Origin of the sequence: Desulfohalovibrio reitneri, from assembly GCF_000711295.1 — a bacterium.
GTDB classification, from domain to species: domain Bacteria; phylum Desulfobacterota; class Desulfovibrionia; order Desulfovibrionales; family Desulfovibrionaceae; genus Desulfohalovibrio; species Desulfohalovibrio reitneri.
In genome coordinates this window covers 1,025,188-1,044,823 of sequence record NZ_JOMJ01000003.1, presented here as the reverse complement: position 1 = coordinate 1,044,823, position 19,636 = coordinate 1,025,188, and the positions used below count along the sequence as shown (strand labels likewise).

The window sequence follows — 19,636 nt, the reverse complement described above, 5'->3', positions numbered from 1 at the left end:
ACAGAATGCCAGAATTTCCTTTTGCCGATAGGCTTACCAAGCTGCCACCCTATCTTTTCGCGGCCATCGACGAGGCCAAGGCGGAAGTGCAGGCCAGGGGAGTAGACATCATTTCCCTGGGGATCGGCGACCCGGACATGCCCACTCCGGATTTCATCATCGAGGCTTTGTACAAAGCCGCCAAAAAGCCCGCCAACCACCAGTATCCCTCCTACATCGGCCTGCCCGTTTTCCGGCAGGCCGTGGCGGAGTGGTACAAGGGACGATTTGACGTTGACCTGGACTGGGAAAGCGAGGTCGTGAGCCTGATCGGGTCCAAGGAAGGGATCGCCCACTTCCCGCTGGCGTTCCTCAATCCCGGCGACCTGGCTCTGGTCTGCACGCCCAACTACCCCGTATACCCCACCGCAGTCGATTTCGCCGGCGGGGAAGTGCAGTTCGTTCCCCTGCTTAAGGAAAACGACTACCTTCCCGATCTCGAAGCCATCGGCGACGACACTTGGCGCCGGGCCAAAATGATCTTCATCAACTATCCCAACAACCCCACCGCCGCCGTGGCCACCGAGGACTTCTACGCCCGGCTGGTGGAAAAGGCGCGGGAGTTCGAGACCATCATTGCTTCCGACGCGGCCTACACCGAGTTGTACTTCGATGAGAAGGACAAGCCGCTGTCCATTCTCCAGACGCCCGGCGCCAAGGAAGTGGCCATCGAGTTCCACTCCCTTTCCAAGACCTACAACATGACCGGGTGGCGAATCGGCATGGCCGTGGGCAACGCAAAGCTGGTTGAGGGACTGGGCAAGATTAAAACCAATGTGGACTCCGGCATCTTCCAGGCCGTGCAGGAAGCGGGGGTGGAGGCGCTGAAGAAGGGCGACCACTATGCCGAACAGTTCCGCAAGGTCTACAAGGACCGCCGCGACACCGTTGTCGCCGGCCTGCGCAAGGCGGGCATTGAGTGCGAGGAGCCCAAGGCCAGCTTTTACGTATGGGCCAAGGTTCCCGGTGGCGCCCCTTCCACCGAGTTCTGCAAGGAAATTCTGCAGCGCACTGGTGTTGTGGTCACGCCGGGCGTGGGATTCGGCCAGCCGGGCGAGGGGTACTTCCGCATCGCCTTGACAGTGGGCGGCCAGCGGCTCGACGAAGCCGTTTCCCGCCTGGTGGAAAACCTCTAGGCGCACCACTGTGGAGTCCGTAACCGCCTACCTCGGACTGGGCTCCAACATCGGCGATCCTGAAGCCAATCTGCACCGGGCGCGGGAGCTGCTTGCTTCCGCGCCCGGTGTTGTTTTGGTCAACGCCTCATCAATTTACCGCACCCAACCGCAGCTTGTCCGCGACCAACCCTGGTTCGCCAACCAGGTCTTGCGGGTCGAAACGAAACTCTCGTCGCTCGACCTCCTCACCCTGGCCAAATCCGTCGAGCGGGTCATGGGAAGAGAGGAAGGGAGGCGGTTCGGCCCTCGTCTCATCGACGTGGACCTGCTACTCTACAGGCAGGACGTCATAGCTACTCCCGAGCTAGAAGTTCCCCATCCCCGCTTGCATGAGCGGGCCTTTGTTCTCATTCCCCTGGTGGAAATAGCACCGGACATTCTTCTTCCTGACGGTGAAAGCGCTGCCGCATTGCTGGCCAGGCTTGACTTTCAACGGCAAGGACGGCGAATCTACCAAACCTGATCGTAAACCCGGTCCACAGGAGATCCCATGCTGAAGTTTCTCATATTTATCGCTGCCGCCTTCGTCCTGTACCGCCTCTTTACCGGCGACAAAAAGAAGAAGGAGGAGAAGAAGGAGAAGGAAACCCGCCAGATGGCCTCTTCCGGGGAAATGGTGAAAGACCCCGTTTGCGGCACCTATGTGCCCGTCGACTCTGACATCCGCGTCCGTCAGGGGGAGAAAGTGCATACATTTTGTAGTTTTGAATGTCGTGACCGTTTTCTCGAGCAGATTGAGGCCAGTTCCACCGGGAATAAGAAGGTCGGGGAATAATGCGCTTCTTCATTGATACGGCGAACCTGGAGGAGATCAGGCAGGCCAAGGAATATGGCCTTATCGATGGCGTGACCACGAACCCCACCCTTTTATCTCGGGAAGGCGGGGATTGGCGCGACCAGATGCGGGCCATCTGCGAGGAAGTTGACGGGCCGGTCAGCCTTGAGGTGGTCTCCAGCAACGCCGGGGGCATGGTTGAGGAAGCCAAGGAACTGGTCAAATACGGCTCCAACGTGGTCATCAAGATTCCAATGCTCATGGAGGGAATGAAGGCTGTCCGGCAGTTGAGCGAAATGGGCGTCAAAACCAATGTTACCGTGGCTTTTTCCCCGGCTCAGGCCCTTTTGGCCGCGAAGGCCGGAGCAACCTACATCAGTCTGTTCATCGGCCGCCTGGATGGGCTGTCGCAGCGTGGTATGGACGTGGTGGAGCAGATCGTGACCATCTACGACAACTACGGCTTCGAAACGGAAGTACTAGTGGCTTCCGTGCGCCATCCCATGCATATCATCGAGGCGGCTTTGGCCGGAGCGGACGTGGCCACCATCCCGTACAGGGTGTTGTTCCAATTAGCGGAGCACCCCATGACTGATCTCGGTATTAAACAGTTTGACGAAGATTGGGAGAAAGCTTTCGGCGAGAGAGGCTGACTGAGTGACCGGAAAAGAGCGAAAGCTTTCCAACGGAAGAACCGGGGCTTTTATTCCCCGGTTTTTTTGCACGGTGAATGTAATACAAATTAATGTCAAATCAAACTTCATATTGATCATCAAATCAATCAAGGTAGACATTTATTTTGTCAACACTCTGTTTTTAAATATTATTTAGGACTGGACAGCCCCGGTTGTCACATGGCTTTTCGTAAGTCTCATAATGTAAATTATGTAAACTTTAAGAGTGGAGAGCTTCCTTCATAAACGCCCTTGACTCCGGATGGCTGGCTGCCAGTGGCGTCCATCGCATTCGCTCTCCCGGCAACTTCCTTCCCTCAATTCCGTTGGCACCAACCTTCTTGCCTTGCTGAATACGAGACTGCTATTGAATTCTCTTGCCAAGAAAGGAGGAACATATCGTGCCCCGACTTCTCGCCGCGTGCGGCATCGTCCTGTTGCTGGCCCAGGTCACGGCGGCTCAGGACAAGGATTTCGCCGCTTGGCTCGAAACATACAAAGCCTACGACGTCATGGCCCGTGAACTCGGTCAACGGGAACAGACTCCGGAAGTCATCCTTCGCCGTGCTCGTGCTCAACTCAACTCGGGTCGGGCTGAAGAAGCCCACTCTCTGCTTCGTGGAAACGCGACATTTCGGGATGAGCAACTTGAGAAAACACGGCTTTGGCTCATCGGCCAAGCCGCCCGCAAGTCAGGCAGACTCGACAACGCCGTATTCGCCTTCTCCCGGGCTCTGGGCCCCATGCCTTCCGAAGACGACTTGAAGAAACTGCGCCAAGAGAACGTCCAAGACGTTTGGAAGGACGTCTGGCGTGTGTGGTTCTGGCGCATGAGTGTCTCTGGAGATCAGGACGTCGCCCGCTCTCAGCGTTCCCTTCTTGGTGTGACCATGGCCCAGGGACGGCGCATTTGGCCACAGTCCGATTTCTGGACCCCCGCGGAAGATGCTCTCAAGGCGTCCGGTTCCTCGGTGCCTATAGACGCTTCAACCGAATTCGTGTCCGAATCGGATCGGAGGACCCTCGTACGCTGTCTGGCTGCGGTCGCCTTGGGCAACTGGCAATCAGCCGACAGCCTTTTGACCAAGCTTTCAAACTCCCATGTTTCCCGCTTCTGGGAGGCGTTCATAACCCTGTTGCACACAGGGCAAACACCGGGTGACGGACTCGCCTTCCGCCAACAAGGCCTCCTCAAGCCCGCCTCGTTCTGGGAAGGTTATTTCAGCGAGCTTGGCCCCTATGATCCTGCCGACTGGGTGGTTGAGGCTCCGCAGTCCTCATCCTGGTCAGGCTTCATGTCCCGTATAGCCGACTTGGAACCCGACACTGCCAGGGAACTTGTGGGGAAGGAACTCGAATCCACTCTTCTTTCCGAAGTCATGGCTGAGAAGCTTCGCCACGTCGATCTTGCCCTGGCCTTCCAGCTTGGCAATGTCCGCCTGCCCGATCTTGACTCCTACGAATTGGAAAAGCTTCCCCGCTCCCTCAAAGTAGCCGCCGTGATTGGACTGGGCATGCATCCCGAGCGCTTCTTCACCGGCACGGAGGATGAACGGACGACAGGTGCCAGATTAACCGCCATACTGGCTGAATCCGCCGGCATGCGAGTATTTCCCAAAGCCAATGTCCCCTTTTGGAGCGTGCTTTCCAACGAGGATCTGCAATCCCGCTCCGCATCCCACCCTCTCGATCAGCTCCTGCTCATTGCGAGTCTCCGCGCGGCCTGGGCTGACAACAACTCCATCGAACTAGCCAAGCGAATCGGCTACCTCTTCCCCACTTCCCGTCTCGGCTCGGAAGCCCTCCTCCACCTGGCCGAAGAAGCTGGTAACGCGGGGGCCTTTCAGGTTTCCGGCTTTTATCTCTCCCGAGTGGATGAAGCCAAGCTCTCCGGTGAAGCCAGGACCGACTATTTGCAGGCCAAGGCCGCGCTCCAGGTCCAATTGGGCAGAAATAAGGAGGGGCTGGAAACCTACATGCGGCTTATGGAAATGGACTCCGGCCGTTTGGAACCGGTGAAGCGGCTCAAGCTGGCCCTGTTGGCCCAGCGTCAGGGACGTTACGAGTGGGCGCAGAGCGTCCTGGATGATTTGTGGGCCGAACGAGAAAGGCTGAATGATGCGGAACAGGCAGAAACCTTGTTCTGGATGGCAGAGGGCGCTGAAGCGCAGGGAAGGCGTCAATCCGCCCTGGAGCGGTACCTGCGTGTGGGCTGGAAGTATCCCGGACAGAACATCTGGGCCGTGACAGCCCTCTACCGGGCGGCTCTCATCATGGAGACGGAGGGGGAATACGAGACAGCCAAGCGATTGCTGGGCACGGTTATCAAAGCGGCGGACCGCGAATCACAGAAAGAGGCCGCGCAGCAACGGCTGGAGCAGGTCGAGGCGAGACGCAAATCGGAGGATGGCCAGGTCTGGGCCTACCCTTTCTGACCCTCTTCCGGAGGACGGGTTTTCCAGCGCCGGTGCATCCAGAACCACTGCCGCGGGTACTGGCGCACCAAGCTTTCCACCGCCCGGGTGTAGAAAGAGGCGGTCTGACTTATCCGCTCTTGTCGGTCTCCTTGGAGTTCCCGCGTGTCCAGCGGTTCCAGGAAGCGCTGGACGTAGCCATCCCCTTCCCGAACCAGGGCGCTGGGCATGACCAGCGCGTCACCGCGTACAGCCAGCAGGGCCGGACCGAAGTTGACCGCGGCCGACATGCCCAGAAACGGCAGGAACAAGGCCTCGTCGCGGGTGCAGTTGTGGTCAACCAACATGGCGCACATGCCGCCTTTGCGGAAGGAACGAAGCACAGGACGCACGGCGTTGCGGTGCGGCAACACCGAGAGGCCGGGACGGCTCCGAAGCCGGTGCATGGCCATGTTCATGGCTTGGTCCTTGGACCGCCGAACCACAACATTATGCTCTTTGCCCTGAAAATGGTTGAAGATGGAGCTTTGCAATTCCCACGCGCCAAGATGTCCGGTGGCGAACAACACCGGCCTGTCAGTGGTCTTGGCCAAACGTAGCAGCTCGGGCTCCGCCACCCGTACCCGTTCGCTCAAAAAACGCCAATCCGCCGTGCCAGCGGCCATGATCTCGCAAAAGGAGCGCGCGGCATGGCCGAAGCTGGCCCTGGCCACCTTTTCGGCTTCTTGCTTGGGCAGGCTCAAATGCAGGGTGGCGGATCGGGTTGCCAATTTCCGTCGCGTGGGGAGCCCAAACCACATGACTCGGCCCAGCACGTCGCCAAGGCTGTGCAGCCGCTCAAGGGACTGGCGGCGTCCGGCAAAGGCCAGAAGTTCGTACGCCAAATCCTTCACGCTCATCTCCCGGCCAATCCGCGCCACCAGGGTGTATCGACCTCGCGCTTGAACCACTGCAGACCCTTGCGGCGCTTCACTTCTCGCCGTGGCAATGAATGGGGGGCGTCACTTCGGCGGCAGGAACCGCGACGCAGAGTGAAACCAAGTTCGTAGCCGGATTTGGCAACCAGTTCCGCGCCTTCCTCAGGTTCCTCCCCCCACGGCCAGGCAAACGAGGAGACAGTGTGCCCGGAGACTTCAGACAATATTTCGCGGCTCTTCCGCAGGTTTTCTTCAACCCGCGCTTTAAATTCATTTTCCTGCTCCAGGCGACCCAAGGAGGCGAGGTGAACCGGTCCGGCCAACTCTGGTCGCAGATCCGGGGCGCGACCGAAAGCCCTAAAGGGGTGGTAACTCCAATGGCGCAAGTCCGTCACATCGTGTTCAGCTGATACAGGGGCCTTGGCATGGGAGAGGGAGTGGGAGCCGACCTCGATGAGGCCTTCGCCCGCCAATGCGCGCAGTTCCCTGGCGGAGAGCCAAGCCGAACGGTCGCCGTTTTCCATGAAAGCCTCGAAAGCCCGGTTGGAGTCGATTTCCCCGGCGGTTCCCTCCTCCCCTTCCGCGCGCAGAAGGTTCGGGGCGGCGAAAACCAGGGCCTTGAATCCGTACTTCCTAAGAATGGGGGCGACAATAGTCAGCAGGTCACGAAAACCGTCATCAAAGGTTAGCATTACTGCCGGAGAATTAATTTTCCTGCCCTTCCAAACGACCTGCTGCAAGTCCCGGCATCCCAGAGTACGTGTCCCGCGTTTGGCAAGCCAAGTCATCTGCGCTTGAAATAGTTCGATCGGCACGCCGTTGCCGCCGACGGTGTGGTAGCAAAGCACCGGCACCTGGGGCGATGCGTCAGGCCAGAGCGGCAAGGTTCTCCTCCAGTCGGCTGGTTTCCCGCTTGAGCGTCGAAGCGTCGAGCCTGTCCATCTCCACGGCGTAGGGAAGGCCGAAGCGGAAATCCACCCTGCTGCCGGGCCAAGGAAGCTGAAAACGATCCCATGCCTTGTGGAAGATGTATCTTCGGGAGAAACGTACCCGCAACGGGGTTATGCGCGCGCCGGCCCGGTGGGCTAGGTAGACCGCTCCTTCCTTGGCTTGGTGACGAGGCCCTTTGGGTCCATCCACCGTGATGGTGGCGTGGCGTCCCTGGTCCATGAGCCTGGCCGCTTCACGCAGGGCGGCCAAGCCGCCTCGGTGGCTCGACCCCCGAGCCGTTTCAACCCCCAGACGATGGAGCACCTGGCTCAGAAATTCACCGTCTTGACTCCGCGAGACAACAGCGACGCATGGCAGGTCAAGCTGTAATCCATAATAGGGGATGGGAAACAATTCATCGTGCCAGAAAGCGAATACCGTTTTACCGCCTGATTCAATGAACTCGCGAGTGGGTTGAAAGCCTTCCTCCCGAAAACGCAGGCTGGCGCACCAAGCTCGATAAGCCAAATGGAGTGGTCCGCCAATCAGGCGTGGGTCGAGACGCACCCCCTACTCTCCCGCTTTCTTGTCCTCTTCCGCCGCGAGTTCCCATTCGCCGGATTCGGAGAACTGCATGTGGTAGAGCTTGGCGTAGAGGGGGCAGGTGGAAAGCAGGTCGCCGTGCGTTCCTTCCGCCAAAACCCGTCCCCGCTGCATGACCACGATGCGGTCCGCGCCCAGCACCGTGGAAAGGCGGTGGGCGATGACGATGGAGGTGCGGTCTTGCATGAGGTTTTCCAGAGCCTTCTGCACGATGCGCTCCGATTCCGTGTCCAGGGCGCTGGTGGCCTCGTCCAGAATGAGGAGCGGCGGGTTCTTGAGCAAGGCCCGGGCTATTGTCAGCCGTTGTTTCTGGCCGCCGGAGAGTTTCACCCCCCGCTCACCGATAACCGTGTTGTATCCCTGCGGCAAGTTGGTGATAAACTCATGGGCGAAGGCCATGCGGGCGGCTTCCTCGATCTTGCCCTGATCCACCCCTTCCAGGCCGTAGCCGATGTTGTCGGCAATGGAGATATTAAAGAGGAAAGGATCCTGAGAAACCATCCCGATGTTCAGACGCAGGGATTTGAGGGTGTAGTCGTCCAGTTCGCGGCCATTGAGCAGGATGTGGCCGGAGTCGGGCAGGAAGAAACGCGGTATGAGGTTGACCAGCGTGGTTTTGCCGGAACCCGAGGGGCCGACGATGGCGATGCGCTCTCCGGACTTGACCCGCAGGTCCACTTGATCCAGGGCCGGAGCTTCGGAATCGGGGTAGGAAAAGGTGACGCTGTCGAAGGTGAGGTCTTCAAGCGGTCCTTGAAATTCAGCCTCTCCTTCCCGCTCTTCTTGGATTTCCTCGGCGTCCAGAATCTCGAACACCCGCTCCCCTCCAGCCAGGGCCTTCTGGATGTTCTTGTTGGCGTCGTTCATCTTCTTGATGGGATCGTAGAGCATGAGCAGGCCGGCACAGAAAGAGAAGAAGGTGCCGGGGGTGGACTCGCCCTCGATGACCTGGAAGCCGCCGTAGAAGATAACCAGGCCGATGCCCAACGCGCCGACCAGCTCCATGACCGGCGAGGAAAGCTCTGAGTACACGAGTTCGCGGGTGTAGATGTCCACGAGCCTGTTGTTCTCTTTGCCGAATCGCTTTTCCTCCTCGGACTCGTTGGCAAAAGCTTTGATGACGCGAACGCCGCTGAACGATTCCTGCAGGAAGGTGGAGATGTCGGCAAGCTTGACTTGGTTTCTGCGCCCCAGCTTGCGCAACTTTTTGCCGAAGAAGATGAAGGGGTACAGGGCGAGCGGCAGGACAAGCACCGCCCAGAAAGCCAGATAGGCGTTCTGGTAAAACACCACTCCAATGAGAAAAAGCATGGTCAGCAACTGGCGCACCAGCATGACGATGGAAGGCATGGAGTTGCGGATGGCCATCACGTCGTAGATGATCCGCGACATGAGCATGCCCACCTGGTTGTCGTCGAAAAAGCGGATGGGCAGCCGGACCATCTTTGAGAAGAGTTGGTTGCGCAACCTCTCCAGCACGACCAGGCCGCAGGACTGCATGAGGTAGTTCTGGAAGAACCGCCCCAGCCCTTTGAGGGCAATGACCAGCACGAACAGCGGAGGCAGAACGTAGAGGGCCTCGGTGTTCTTGTTGATGAAGATGTCGTCCAGGGCGGGTTTGACCAGATAGGCCGACGCGCCGGTGCTGGCCGCCACCACGCCCATGGCGATAAGGGCCAGGCCGATGCGCCACTTGTAGGGCTTGAAGTAGCCGAGGCAGCGCTTGAGTAGGTAGATGTTCTGGAGGTAGTTCTTGTCGCTCACGTTGTATCCTTATGGGCGGTGGGAGGAATAAACCTCCCGGCTCTCCTTGGCAAGTGGAGCCATCGGCCCGCGCGATGGATTATCCGGCAAAACCGTGAAAAAAGGCATTTGACCGGACTCGCGAGATGTGGTGCCTATCACTGCAAAGGAGAGCTAGAAAGTATGCCTGAAATCGTTCTGGACTGCCAGGGGCTATCCTGCCCCCAACCCGTTTTGCGCTGCAAGGAACGTCTGGATACCGACGCTCCCATGGAACTGCAGGTTGTTGTGGACAACGCCGCGGCCAGGGACAACGTGTCCCGGTTTCTCGCCTCCAGGGGATATGTTGCCGAGGTCACGGAAAACGCCGACGGCTCCTTCCACATTACCGCCCGCTCCGGGCAGGCCGCGGCGGAGTGCGAGGAATGCCGTGTGATGGGTGACGAGGAAATCACCCAGCTTGACAAGCGGGTCGCAGTTTTCATCACCGCTGAAACCATTGGTCGCGGCGACGACGCGCTCGGCGCCAGGCTGATGGCCAATTTTTTGGCCACGCTGCCGGAGATGGGCGGCGAACTGTGGCGCGTCATCCTGGTCAACGGTGCTGTTCGACTGGCCTGCTCGGGGCACGAATGCCTGGATAAGCTCAAAATTCTGGCTGATTCCGGCGTAAAGACCCTGGTATGCGGCACCTGCCTGGAGCATTTCGGACTGCTGGACTCCAAAGAAGTGGGCGAGACCACAAACATGCTGGACGTTGTCACCGGCCTGCAGAACGCGACCTCGGTCATCAAAGTATAAATGGCTGCAACCCGACTCAACAAAGCCATCGCCCAGTCCGGAGTATGCTCTCGCCGCAAGGCGGATGAACTGGTCTTCGCCGGACGCGTGTACGTGGACGGCGAAAAGGTTACAGAACCCGGACGCCGCGTCGATCCCGCCCGCAGCCGCATCGAGGTGGACGGCGCCCTCCTGCCCTCTCCGGCGGAGGAACATGCCTACCTCATGTTGCATAAGCCCGTGCGTACCGTGACCACGGCCAAGGACCCGCAAGGCAGGACCACGGTCCTGGACCTGCTGCCGGAAAAATGGAACGGCCGACGGCTTGTACCAGTGGGCCGCCTGGACTTCTTCTCCGAAGGGTTGCTGTTGCTCACGGATGACGGCGAGTTGACCAACCGCATGACCCACCCCCGGTACCACCTGCCCAAAGTCTACCAATTGCGGGTCCTAGGCAATGTGGACAAGCACGGAGTGCAGACCATCCGGCAGGGCATGCGCCTTTCCGATGGAACGGACCTGTCTCCTGTCGAGGCGGAAATCGTCAAACGCGACAGGGACGAAACGGAATTGCGCTTGGTGCTTCGCCAGGGCGTCAACCGGCAGATTCGCCGCATGTGCGATGATCTCGGCTGGGCCGTTTTGCGCCTGCGACGCGTTGCTCAGGGGCCCCTGGAACTCGGCAAGCTGCCGCCGGGCGAGATTCGTTCGCTTGATGGCGGCGAGGTGGCCGCGCTCAAGAAGTCGGTTGGCCTGGGCTGACGGTGTTGTCCTCGACTTCCACCCCTTCCGGCGGCGTGAAAGAAAACAGGTCGCTGGGCAATTTCGGATCCAAAACCAGGTTGTCCAGCCCCAGCTTGTTGGCGTTGCCGTAGAAATCAATGAGCAGGATGCTGCGCAGCAAATATGTTTCCGGGTCAACCCAGACAGTGGCCCGCACCAGGCTCGGTTCCGGATTCTTTGGCGTCAGCCCAAGCTTGATAAGGCCAGCTTCCCTGCCCTCGTCCTCAATCCAGAAATCCTCGTCAAGTCGCGCTTTGCCGGATAGGAAGCGCAGCATGGTCTTGGAACCGAGAACCTGTTCCACCGGGCTCTTGATGGCCAATTCATCCTTGGGGAAATAGTTCCAGACCGCCTCTTGGCCGACAACGAGAACCTCCGGTTCGGGGCGAACCGTTTCCCAGCGGATGAGCCCGGGTTTTTCATAGGCGATGGAGCCTTCGCGCTCCTCGATTTCACCGGAAGCTGCGTTCTTCAACTGCTGCTTGAAGTCCGCCCGGAAACTCTCCAGAGACTCGTACTTTTGCTGAATGGCCTTGGCCACTTCCGCCCCCGCCACTGGCGCGGCCCAGCTCACGGTAAACAGAACCAGGAGCGCTATGGGGACTATGCTTCGGAAGCGCATGGGGTCTCCTTTTCCTCTTTCGGATGACGCCCCGGAAAGGCATGGTGTCGCTCAACCGGGGAGTGAACGATATGGATGATATGCCGCAAATCGTCAGACGCAAGGTCCAGGCGGAGACATTCGCCAGAATGTTCGAGATTTTCCGGGCGGAGCACGGCCGTCAGGCCGCCTTGGACCTCATCGGTCGAATGACCAGGGAGGAAGCGGAAGAGGCGGGGCGCTCCTTTGCCGAAACCGCGCCTGATGGCCCGAATCTGCACCACTTTTCCGGCGTGGTGGACATTTGGCGGGCCGGAGATGCCTTGGATATTGCTCGAGTACAACTTGAAGAAAACCGCTTGGAGATAGAAGTGTCAGGATGCGGCTACGTTGAGGCCTACAAGGCCATGGGCTTGGCGGACGACCTCATCTTTCAGCTTTCCTGCGTCCGTGACGGGGCGTTCGCCCAAGGATACTCGAGCAGCCTGCGGCTGGAAAGACCGGAAACCATCAGTTGCGGCAACGTCAGATGCCTGTTCCGCTACACCTGGGATTGAAGCGCCCTACTCCCGCCCCTTGATGACCGGCCTGGGTTTGCTTCCCTCCTGGGGGCCGAGCATGCCGTCCATCTCCATTTGTTCGATGAACCGGGCGGCACGGTTGAAGCCGATGCGGAATCGCCGCTGGATGAGGGATATGGATGCCTTGCCCTGCTGGCTGACGAAGTCCACAGCCTCCTGGTAAAGGGGATCGCTGTCCAGCGCACCGGGTTCGCCTTCCGCCGCCTCGTCCGAATTCTCCTTGGCCCATTCCTCGAAATCCACAGCGAATTCCTGCGGCTGTCTGGCCTTCCAGAAGGAAACCACTTTCTCGATCTCGTCTTCATCCACAAAGGCCCCGTGGACGCGGCGCACCTTCCCTCCGCTGGGCTTGAACAGGGAGTCGCCGCGTCCCAGCAGCCGTTCGGCCCCGGGCATGTCCAGAATGGTGCGAGAATCGTGCTTGCTGGTCACCTGAAAGGAGAGGCGCGAGGGAAAGTTGGCCTTGATAAGGCCCGTGACCACATCCACGCTGGGGCGCTGGGTGGCCAGGATGAGGTGGATGCCCGCGGCTCTCGCCAACTGGGCCAGGCGGACGATGTGCATCTCCGCCTCCTTGCCCGCGGTCATCATGAGGTCGGCGAGTTCGTCGATGACGATGACCAGGAACGGCATGCGCTCCAGTCCGGCGGCCTCGGGCTTCTGCTCCAGGTCGACTTTTGGAAGTTTTTCGTTGTATCCTTCAATGTTGCGGACACCCAAGGTTGCCATGGCTTGATAGCGCCGGTCCATCTCGGCAACCGCCCATTCCAGGGCGCTTTTGGCCATGCCCATCTCCGTGACCACAGGATGCACCAGGTGCGGCAGGTCGGCGTATACGGCCAACTCAATGCGCTTGGGATCCACCAGCAAAAGCTTCACTTCTTCCGGCGAGGCCTTGTAGAGGAAGCTCATGAGTATGGTGTTGATGCATACGCTTTTGCCCGCGCCTGTCGCGCCCGCAACCAGCAGGTGTGGCATCTTGGCCAGGTCCGCGGTGAAGGGGGTGCCCTGGATGTCCTCACCCAGGGCCATGGTCAATTTGGACTTGGCCTTGCCGAATGAGTCGGCGGCGAACACGTCCTTGAGAAAAACGGTTTGCCGCTCTTCGTTGGGGATCTCCACCCCAACTGCGTCGGAGCCGGGAATGGCGTCAATGCGCACGGCCAGGGCCTTCATGGCCAGGGCAAGGTCGTCGGCCAGATTGGAGATGCGGCTGATCTTGGTGCCCGGAGCTGGTTTCACCTCGAACATGGTTACAACCGGCCCGGGCTTGATGTCCGTGACCTCGCCCTTGATGCCGAAATCAGCCAGGCAGGCGATAAGGTTGTCCGCCATGGTCTGCAGTTGATCACGGCTGACGCCGGACTGCTGGGAATCATGGGAGGTCAATAGGTTGAGCGGGGGAAGCCCTCCCGGGGCCGCCTTGATTTTCTTGGGATTGGCTGGAGCGGGTTTGTTCTTGGACTCTTCCCCCTCAAAGGAGAATTCCCCTTCATCCTGGCCGCTCGCCTGCTCCTTGAAGGCGGCCAGGTTCACGTCAAGATCAAAATCATCTTCCTCATGGCCTGGATTGGCTGCAGACTCCACGCCTTTCCGCGAGGACTTTTCGGCCTCCCGGTGCTCTCTGGCGGCCTCCTTCTCGGCGCTCTTGGCGGCTCTGGCTTCCTCTTTGCGCCGCTTCTTCTCAGCCTTTTTCTCGGCTTTTTGATCGCGCAGCTTGGTGTGCCGCTCAGTGCGCTCCCGGCCTTTGCGCCAGAAGTCCAGCCCTTTTCCGCGCAGCCGTTTGAGAAGCGAGGACCAGACAACGCCACCCGCGAGTTGCACGCCGACCAGAAAGAGGAAAATCCAGAACAGGGCCGCGCCCACGCCACGCAACAGCAGACGGGAAAGCTGGAAAAGCTGTCCTCCCAACAGACCGCCGCCGCCGATTTCACCGTAGGACAAAGCCGATCCGAGCGCTTCACTCTCCGCTCCGGTCATAAGGCACAGGCCGAGCAGGATCAGCCCCGCCCAGCGCCACCAGGCGATGGACAGGCGGGGCGCGAAGCACAGCACGGAGAGATAGAGAAAGAGGATCGGGGCCAGGGCTGCCCCGATCCCGAAAAGATCAACCAACAGCCCGGCGGTGTAGGAACCCACCGGGCCGGCCAGATTGTGCACCTCCGCACCAGGACTCACCGCCCTGTTCAGGCTGGGGTCCAAGGGCGAATAGGTGTGCAGGCTGACAGCCAGGAATACGGCCCAGAACAACAGGGCCAGTCCGACCATCTCGCGGAAGAGGATTCGACCCCGCAGGGTTCTGCCCTCCTATCGGGCCTTGCGGATGCGCACCATAGGCAGCAGCCGCGGAGGGCCCGTTTCGATTTGCTAGGCTCGGCCTATGTACTCGCCGGAGCGCGTATCAACCTTGATGATCTCGCCTGTTTCGATAAACAGCGGAACCTGCACCGTAACTCCGGTCACAAGGGTGGCGGGCTTTGTGGCGCCGGAGACGCGGTCGCCCTGGATGCCGGGCTCTGTTTCGGCAACCTCGAACTCCAGCGAAGCGGGAAGATTCACGTCGATGAGCTGGCCGTTGTAAAGCAGGGCCTGAACCTGCATGCCGTCGTTGAGAAAACCGGCCTTGTCGCCCAGCACTTTCTGGTCGACATGCATCTGCTCGTAATCGGTCATGTCCATGAAGACCAGGTCCTCGCCGTCGCGGTAGAGGAACTGCATGTCCTGGGTCTGCATGTCCGGCTTGCCCACCTTCTCGCCGGAGCGGAAGGTCTGCTGGATGACCTGGCCCGTGAGCACGTTCTTGAGCTTGGTGCGCATGACCGCGCCACCCTTGCCGGGCTTGTGGTGCTGAAATTCGACGATCTCGAAGGGCGTGCCGTCCAGTTCGATCTTCAAACCGCGGCGAAAATCCGAGGTGGGAATCATCCTTCCTCCGTAAAAATCATTGTTGTTCCATGTGTCGAAGCAGCGCGGCCACGGCCAGGGCGTAGGAATCCAGGCCGAATCCGGCCACGACTCCGAGGCAGTGCTTGCCCGTGAGGGTAATCTGCCGCAGGGGCTCCTCGGTACGCGCCAGCACGTTGGAGAGATGGACTTCCACACAGGGCAGGCCGATCCAGGCCAGGCAGTCGGCCAGGGCCAACGAAGTATGCGTGTACGCCCCGGCGTTGAGGACCAATCCATCGATGCCCTCTTCTCTGGCGCGTTCAAGCCGATCGATGATCTCCCCTTCCCCGTTGGCCTGGAAGATCTCAATCTTCACCGTTTCGGCCCGTTCGCCCAGCAGGCCTCGAAGGATGCCGGGCAGGTCGTCCATGGACCGGGTGCCGTAGATGTCGGGCTGGCGGACGCCCAAATGTCCCAGATTGGGTCCGTTGACCACGAGGAAACGATGCATAGCGGGAATCCCTTGACTGGTGCGCCCCGATCGGGAGAGATTGCCGGGGCCGCGCGCAAGCCGCCATGTAACAACCTCCACCCAGTAAAGCAAGCATGCGCCGACTCGAACTGCTGGAAACAGCCTATACGCTGCCCCAACTCAAGGAGAAGCTTCCCGCCGGACCGCAAGTCGCCCTGGCGGGCCGCTCCAACGTGGGCAAATCCTCGCTGATCAACCGGCTCGGCGGCTCCAAGAAGCTCGCCCGCATCAGCTCCTCACCAGGCAAGACCCGTAGCCTCAATTTCTACCGCGTGGACCCCGTCGGGTATTTCCTGGCCGATCTTCCCGGCTACGGCTACGCCAAGGCCTCCAAGACCGACCGCAACGCCTGGGCCAAGCTCATTGAAACCTACCTTGAGACCACCTCCAACCTGCGCGGCGTGGCTGTCCTGCTGGACTGTCGGCTGGATCCACAGAAGCTTGACATGGAAATGACTTCCTACGTCCTGAACCTGGGCCTGCCCCTGCTGCCGGTGCTGACCAAGGCGGACAAATGCAAGCAAAAGGAGCGCTCCAAGCGGCAATCCCAGTGGCGTGACATTCTCCAGGCCGAGGCTCCCCCTCTGCTCTTTTCCTCGGCCACAGGCATGGGGGTGGAAACGCTTTGGAACGTGCTGGACGAACTGGCGCAGGAAGAATTCGAGGCCTAATCACCCTCTCTTTCGGCAGTCCGTTGGCTGGATGCTTCAGTGCTTGGAGCCCACCCAAATGAGGCGGGACGTCGAAGCCAGCACCACAACCATGTTGCCCATCCAGGCCCCCACCTCTGGCGGCAGCAACCCTTTCTTGCCCATGGTCGAGCCGACTACGATGAGCCCGTAGAATACGAACGTCACCAACAGCGAGACGGTAATGTTCAAGTAAATGTTGAAGCGGAAGGTGGACACCGCCAAGGCCAAAAAGGCCATGGTCAGAATGGAAAAGGCGTAGGCCACCTTGGCGTGCAGCTCGGTGCGTAACGCCTCCACATTGGAGCCGGACATCTCCAGGGTCTCGATGGCTCGGGCCAATTCCCACGCCGGCGTCTGGGCCGGCCCCTCGCCTTTTTCCACCGCGGTGAAGGCTCGCAGGCTCTGGGAAAGACTGAGATTAAGGCTGGGAACGTGACGGGTGGTATACTTGTCGGGGTTGGTCACATCGGCGTCGAGCAGGGTCCAGCCGCCCCGCCCCGCCTCGAACCTCCTGGCGCGGACCATCCAAATAAGCGACTGGCTGTTTTCGGAGATCTGGTACACGGTGATGCCACGCCCGGTTCCCTCGCCCACGTTGGCTTCCTGGAAATGCACCACGAAACTGTCGTCGCGGAACCAGACATTGTTGACCTTCTCCGATTCAATTTGCCGCTCGCGAACATCCTCGGCCCAGATTCGCGACGTTTCCCGCAACCCTTGCACGCCGAAATACTCGGTGAAGCCGAACTGCACCACGGACCAGACCAGGGCGTAGCAGACGAAGAACATGGCCAGCTTGCCGTAGGATACCCCGCCGGTCCTCAGGGCCATCATCTCGCGATTTCGCTCCATGAGGGACAGCTGGACAACCAGCGCGATGAGGAACACCGCTGGCATGATCTGTGAAAGGATGAGTGGTATTTTGTTGCCGAAGTAGGCCAGCACCATACCCAGGCCCAACCCGGCCTCGAGGAAGTCGTCCAGGCGGTCGAACACGTCGGCGAGCAGATAGACCACAACCCCCACCCCAAGGCAGATGAGCATAAGAAAGAGGTTGGTTTTCAGGAGGTGGCGGTGCAGCGTCTTCACTGCTCCTCCTCCTTGCTTGTTTTCCTGATGGAAATATGTCGCAATCGGTCGAAAATTCGGGGAAACCGCTCCTTTTGAGCCATGCGAATGCCCCATATGGCCAGTAGCAGAAAGAGGCCGTTGGGAACCCACAAGCCAACACGTGGGTCGAGTGTGCCGGTTTCGCCCAGGCTCAACCCCACCGAGAGCATGGTGTAGTACACCATGAAGAACCCCAGGGAGAGAACCAGTCCCAGATACTGTCGCAAGCCTTTGAAGGAAAAGGCGAACGGCAACGCAAACAGGCCCAGTACGAAACAGGCCGTGGGCAGAGCCAGCCTCTTCTGGATTTCCACTTTTATCTTACGAAAATAATTGCCTTCGTCCACGTCGCGGACGTCCGGGTCGTCAACAAGTCTTTGCAACCTGTTCCAGGACATTTCCTTTGGCTTGTCGTCGTCGAAGCGGAATCCCCGGAACAGCTTTTCCAGGTCAAGCCGCACGGCGTAGGTTGAAAAGCCCAGCACGTCGAAGGTGTTGCCCTGGCGGCGATAGATGTGTCCGTCCTCCAGCAGGAAAACGATCTGTCCGCGTTCCTCGTCGGTCCCCACCGTGCCTTTGGGCGCCACGATTGTCGCGGCCGCGTTCCGGCGGGTTTCGTCCCTGACGAAAACGTCTTCCAGCCCCGCACCGGACGGGGTGACGTTGCGGGCGTACAGCGTCAACCCGGGGAACTCCTTGTTGAAAACACCCGGTTGAAGAATGAGTTGCGACTTGGTGCGGGCATGCTCCAGCACCGTGGACTTGAAGTTCTCCATCCCCCAGGAAACGCCCCAGAACGACACACCGAAGTCCATCGCCGTGATCAGCAGGCAGAACAGGAGCGGAGCCACGAGCATCTGGCCCAGGCTGACTCCGCCCGCCCGCAGGGCCAGCAGTTCGTTGTCCGTACTCATGCGCAAAAAGGTCAGGAAAACCGAGAGCATGGTGGATATGGGCAGGAGCAGGAGCAGAAAGAACGGCGCGAGATACAGGAAAAGCTCGCCCATCTGCAGAAGGGAGATGGACTGCGAGAGAAAGACGTCCTTGAGCTTCAGCATCCGGCCGATGAGGATGAGGGCCAGCAGAGCCCCCATGACTAGGCCGAACGTCGTGCTCAGCTCTTTGAAGATTTCGCGGTGAATTCGCTTCACGAGGGGAATCAATCGGCCGGCTTGGCACCCTCGCCGTTTTCCTTGTAGAACCGCTTCAGGAACTCGACGTCTTTTGGGCTGAGGTTGAAGCGCATGGCGGCTTCCTCAATGAGGGGAGGCAACTCCTTGCCTTCTTTAACCCCCTCGGATATCCAATGCATCGCCTTGCGGGCCATTTCGCCCGGGGGAACAATCGTCGCCATCCAGCGCCTCCTCCAGTTGAATTGGGCCTGAGGTACACCAGGAGGGGGCGCAATGCAACGCCGGGAACCACCGGACGTACTGGAACGCTCATGCCCACACCGCTCGACGCCGTCATCCTGGGAATCGTGGAGGGAACAACAGAATTCCTGCCCGTTTCCAGCACCGGCCACCTTATTCTTACCTCATCCGTGCTGGACCTGTCCGGCGACCGCATCGACGCCTTCAACGTCATCATCCAGTTGGGAGCCATCCTGGCTGTGGCCGTACTCTACCGCGAGCGCTTCCTTGGGCTGTTGCGGCGTGATTCCGAGCGCCGCTTTTCCGGCTCCAGGGGCATCTGGTTCCTGGTCTTGACCTCCCTGCCCGCTTCGGTGGTGGGCCTGCTCCTCTCGGACGTCATCGAGGACAAGCTGTTCCATCCCCAGCCAGTGGCCTGGTCGCTGGGAATCGGGGCCCTGCTCATTCTTCTGGTGGAACGGACACGCCCAAAACCGCGCTTCGCGGGACTGGATCAGATGACCTGGAGCCTGGCTCTCGGCATCGGCTTTTTCCAGTGCCTCGCCCTTTGGCCCGGCTTCTCGCGCTCCGCGGCCACCATCATGGGCGGCATGATCCTTGGCGCGGATAGAAGGCTGGCGGCGGAATACTCATTCATCGCCGCAGTGCCCATCATGGTGGCGGCCACCGGCTACAAGCTGCTCTCCACATGGCACCTGTACACCACCTCGGACGTGCTTTTCCTGGCTGTGGGTTTCGTCACATCGTTCGCTGCGGCCTGGGTGGCGGTGAAGGGATTTATCGCCCTGCTCACCCGGTGGACCCTGCGGCCTTTCGCCTGGTACAGATTGGTACTGGCCCCGATGGTGCTCCTGTTCTGGCCGAGCCGTTGAAAATTTTTCCCGCGCGGCCCTTGCCAAAGCCGGCGATTATGGATAGAGACTTTTCCCCGCGCGTGGCGAGGTAGCTCAGTCGGTCAGAGCATGCGGCTCATATCCGCAGTGTCGGGGGTTCAATTCCCTCCCTCGCTACCAATTTTTCCAGGG

General features: G+C 59.9%; 21 protein-coding genes and 1 tRNA gene. 11 read left to right on the top strand and 11 right to left on the bottom strand.

Annotation, left to right across the window (positions count from 1 at the left end):
- Positions 1–5 precede the first annotated feature (5 nt).
- From N911_RS0105525 to N911_RS0105505, 5 genes are all read left to right on the top strand, one after another.
- Positions 6–1,175: an LL-diaminopimelate aminotransferase gene (locus N911_RS0105525; RefSeq protein ID WP_029895144.1), complete on the top strand. Its 1,170-nt coding sequence runs from the start codon at positions 6–8 to the stop codon at positions 1,173–1,175.
- Positions 1,176–1,185: 10 nt separating this feature from the next.
- On the top strand, positions 1,186–1,680 hold the full coding sequence (gene folK / locus N911_RS0105520) for a 2-amino-4-hydroxy-6-hydroxymethyldihydropteridine diphosphokinase (RefSeq protein WP_029895142.1): 495 nt from the start codon (positions 1,186–1,188) through the stop codon (positions 1,678–1,680).
- Positions 1,681–1,707: 27 nt separating this feature from the next.
- Positions 1,708–1,992 carry a transcriptional regulator gene (locus N911_RS0105515; RefSeq protein WP_029895140.1) on the top strand — a complete coding sequence of 95 codons (285 nt, stop codon included), beginning with the start codon at positions 1,708–1,710 and terminating at the stop codon, positions 1,990–1,992.
- Entirely contained in the window at positions 1,992–2,645 is a 654-nt protein-coding gene (gene fsa / locus N911_RS0105510; protein ID WP_029895139.1) for a fructose-6-phosphate aldolase, read from the top strand. Before N911_RS0105515 ends, fsa begins: the two co-directional genes overlap by 1 nt.
- A 422-nt stretch (positions 2,646–3,067) precedes the next feature.
- A complete protein-coding gene (locus N911_RS0105505) occupies positions 3,068–5,101 on the top strand; it encodes a tetratricopeptide repeat protein (protein WP_029895137.1) in 2,034 nt (677 codons plus the stop codon).
- On the opposite strand, the gene N911_RS0105500 is transcribed toward N911_RS0105505, so the two are convergent.
- The 4 genes from N911_RS0105500 to N911_RS0105485 form a co-directional block, all read right to left on the bottom strand.
- Positions 5,089–5,973: a lysophospholipid acyltransferase family protein gene (locus N911_RS0105500; protein WP_081859056.1), complete on the bottom strand. Its 885-nt coding sequence runs from the start codon at positions 5,971–5,973 to the stop codon at positions 5,089–5,091. The two genes, N911_RS0105505 and N911_RS0105500, sit on opposite strands and share 13 nt — an antisense overlap.
- 2 nt (positions 5,974–5,975) lie before the next feature.
- Positions 5,976–6,737 carry a polysaccharide deacetylase family protein gene (locus N911_RS0105495; protein ID WP_161781596.1) on the bottom strand — a complete coding sequence of 254 codons (762 nt, stop codon included), beginning with the start codon at positions 6,735–6,737 and terminating at the stop codon, positions 5,976–5,978.
- A gap of 127 nt (positions 6,738–6,864) precedes the next feature.
- Positions 6,865–7,494: a lysophospholipid acyltransferase family protein gene (locus N911_RS18985; protein ID WP_029895133.1), complete on the bottom strand. Its 630-nt coding sequence runs from the start codon at positions 7,492–7,494 to the stop codon at positions 6,865–6,867.
- A 3-nt stretch (positions 7,495–7,497) separates the two neighbouring features.
- Positions 7,498–9,294 carry an ABC transporter ATP-binding protein gene (locus tag N911_RS0105485; protein WP_035104381.1) on the bottom strand — a complete coding sequence of 599 codons (1,797 nt, stop codon included), beginning with the start codon at positions 9,292–9,294 and terminating at the stop codon, positions 7,498–7,500.
- 162 nt (positions 9,295–9,456) lie between these two features.
- Between N911_RS0105485 and yedF the strand changes: the two genes are divergently transcribed.
- Both yedF and N911_RS0105475 read left to right on the top strand, forming a co-directional pair.
- Positions 9,457–10,074, top strand: coding sequence for a sulfurtransferase-like selenium metabolism protein YedF (gene yedF / locus N911_RS0105480; protein WP_029895129.1), 618 nt, complete (start codon positions 9,457–9,459; stop codon positions 10,072–10,074).
- Positions 10,075–10,815 (top strand): pseudouridine synthase, encoded by a 741-nt coding sequence (locus N911_RS0105475; protein ID WP_029895127.1) that lies wholly within the window; start codon positions 10,075–10,077, stop codon positions 10,813–10,815.
- On the opposite strand, the gene lolA is transcribed toward N911_RS0105475, so the two are convergent.
- A complete protein-coding gene (lolA, locus tag N911_RS0105470; protein WP_029895124.1) occupies positions 10,790–11,458 on the bottom strand; it encodes an outer membrane lipoprotein periplasmic chaperone LolA in 669 nt (222 codons plus the stop codon). The two genes, N911_RS0105475 and lolA, sit on opposite strands and share 26 nt — an antisense overlap.
- Positions 11,459–11,499: 41 nt before the next feature.
- On the opposite strand from lolA, the gene N911_RS0105465 reads away from it, so the two are divergent.
- Positions 11,500–11,994, top strand: coding sequence for an L-2-amino-thiazoline-4-carboxylic acid hydrolase (locus N911_RS0105465; RefSeq protein WP_161781595.1), 495 nt, complete (start codon positions 11,500–11,502; stop codon positions 11,992–11,994).
- Positions 11,995–12,000: 6 nt separating this feature from the next.
- Here N911_RS0105465 and N911_RS0105460 read toward each other — a convergent pair whose 3' ends face one another.
- From N911_RS0105460 to N911_RS0105450, 3 genes are all read right to left on the bottom strand, one after another.
- On the bottom strand, positions 12,001–14,286 hold the full coding sequence (locus tag N911_RS0105460; RefSeq protein ID WP_029895121.1) for a DNA translocase FtsK: 2,286 nt from the start codon (positions 14,284–14,286) through the stop codon (positions 12,001–12,003).
- Positions 14,287–14,385: 99 nt separating this feature from the next.
- Positions 14,386–14,943 carry an elongation factor P gene (gene efp / locus N911_RS0105455; RefSeq protein WP_029895119.1) on the bottom strand — a complete coding sequence of 186 codons (558 nt, stop codon included), beginning with the start codon at positions 14,941–14,943 and terminating at the stop codon, positions 14,386–14,388.
- 16 nt (positions 14,944–14,959) lie between these two features.
- The gene (locus tag N911_RS0105450; RefSeq protein ID WP_029895117.1) at positions 14,960–15,415 is read right to left on the bottom strand and encodes a type II 3-dehydroquinate dehydratase; all 456 of its coding nucleotides are present in this window, start codon (positions 15,413–15,415) and stop codon (positions 14,960–14,962) included.
- Positions 15,416–15,510: 95 nt separating this feature from the next.
- Here N911_RS0105450 and yihA point away from each other — a divergent pair, with 95 nt between their 5' ends.
- Positions 15,511–16,107 carry a ribosome biogenesis GTP-binding protein YihA/YsxC gene (yihA, locus tag N911_RS0105445; protein WP_029895114.1) on the top strand — a complete coding sequence of 199 codons (597 nt, stop codon included), beginning with the start codon at positions 15,511–15,513 and terminating at the stop codon, positions 16,105–16,107.
- 36 nt (positions 16,108–16,143) lie between these two features.
- Here the strand turns inward: yihA and N911_RS0105440 are convergent, their stop codons facing one another.
- From N911_RS0105440 to N911_RS0105430, 3 genes are read right to left on the bottom strand one after another with little or no spacing between them, the layout of a single operon-like run.
- A complete protein-coding gene (locus N911_RS0105440; RefSeq protein ID WP_029895112.1) occupies positions 16,144–17,217 on the bottom strand; it encodes an LptF/LptG family permease in 1,074 nt (357 codons plus the stop codon).
- Positions 17,214–18,389, bottom strand: coding sequence for an LPS export ABC transporter permease LptF (gene lptF, locus N911_RS0105435; protein WP_029895110.1), 1,176 nt, complete (start codon positions 18,387–18,389; stop codon positions 17,214–17,216). The genes N911_RS0105440 and lptF overlap by 4 nt, the downstream gene beginning before the upstream one ends.
- Positions 18,390–18,397: 8 nt before the next feature.
- Positions 18,398–18,592: a hypothetical protein gene (locus N911_RS0105430; RefSeq protein WP_029895109.1), complete on the bottom strand. Its 195-nt coding sequence runs from the start codon at positions 18,590–18,592 to the stop codon at positions 18,398–18,400.
- A 90-nt stretch (positions 18,593–18,682) separates the two neighbouring features.
- Between N911_RS0105430 and N911_RS0105425 the strand changes: the two genes are divergently transcribed.
- Positions 18,683–19,483 carry an undecaprenyl-diphosphate phosphatase gene (locus N911_RS0105425; protein ID WP_029895107.1) on the top strand — a complete coding sequence of 267 codons (801 nt, stop codon included), beginning with the start codon at positions 18,683–18,685 and terminating at the stop codon, positions 19,481–19,483.
- Between the two features lie 64 nt (positions 19,484–19,547).
- Positions 19,548–19,624, top strand: a tRNA-Met gene (locus tag N911_RS0105420).
- Positions 19,625–19,636 lie beyond the last annotated feature (12 nt).

Bases quoted from the DNA above. Each gene is read 5' to 3' on its own strand.
- lolA (WP_029895124.1), bottom strand. From the start codon at position 11,458: ATGCGCTTCCGAAGCATAGTCCCCATAGCGCTCCTGGTTCTGTTTACC.
- fsa (WP_029895139.1), top strand. From the start codon at position 1,992: ATGCGCTTCTTCATTGATACGGCGAACCTGGAGGAGATCAGGCAGGCC.
- N911_RS0105475 (WP_029895127.1), top strand. From the start codon at position 10,075: ATGGCTGCAACCCGACTCAACAAAGCCATCGCCCAGTCCGGAGTATGC.
- yihA (WP_029895114.1), top strand. From the start codon at position 15,511: ATGCGCCGACTCGAACTGCTGGAAACAGCCTATACGCTGCCCCAACTC.
- yedF (WP_029895129.1), top strand. From the start codon at position 9,457: ATGCCTGAAATCGTTCTGGACTGCCAGGGGCTATCCTGCCCCCAACCC.
- N911_RS0105515 (WP_029895140.1), top strand. From the start codon at position 1,708: ATGCTGAAGTTTCTCATATTTATCGCTGCCGCCTTCGTCCTGTACCGC.
- N911_RS0105465 (WP_161781595.1), top strand. From the start codon at position 11,500: ATGGTGTCGCTCAACCGGGGAGTGAACGATATGGATGATATGCCGCAA.
- N911_RS0105425 (WP_029895107.1), top strand. From the start codon at position 18,683: ATGCCCACACCGCTCGACGCCGTCATCCTGGGAATCGTGGAGGGAACA.
- N911_RS0105430 (WP_029895109.1), bottom strand. From the start codon at position 18,592: ATGGCGACGATTGTTCCCCCGGGCGAAATGGCCCGCAAGGCGATGCAT.
- N911_RS0105450 (WP_029895117.1), bottom strand. From the start codon at position 15,415: ATGCATCGTTTCCTCGTGGTCAACGGACCCAATCTGGGACATTTGGGC.
- efp (WP_029895119.1), bottom strand. From the start codon at position 14,943: ATGATTCCCACCTCGGATTTTCGCCGCGGTTTGAAGATCGAACTGGAC.
- N911_RS0105525 (WP_029895144.1), top strand. From the start codon at position 6: ATGCCAGAATTTCCTTTTGCCGATAGGCTTACCAAGCTGCCACCCTAT.
- N911_RS0105460 (WP_029895121.1), bottom strand. From the start codon at position 14,286: ATGGTCGGACTGGCCCTGTTGTTCTGGGCCGTATTCCTGGCTGTCAGC.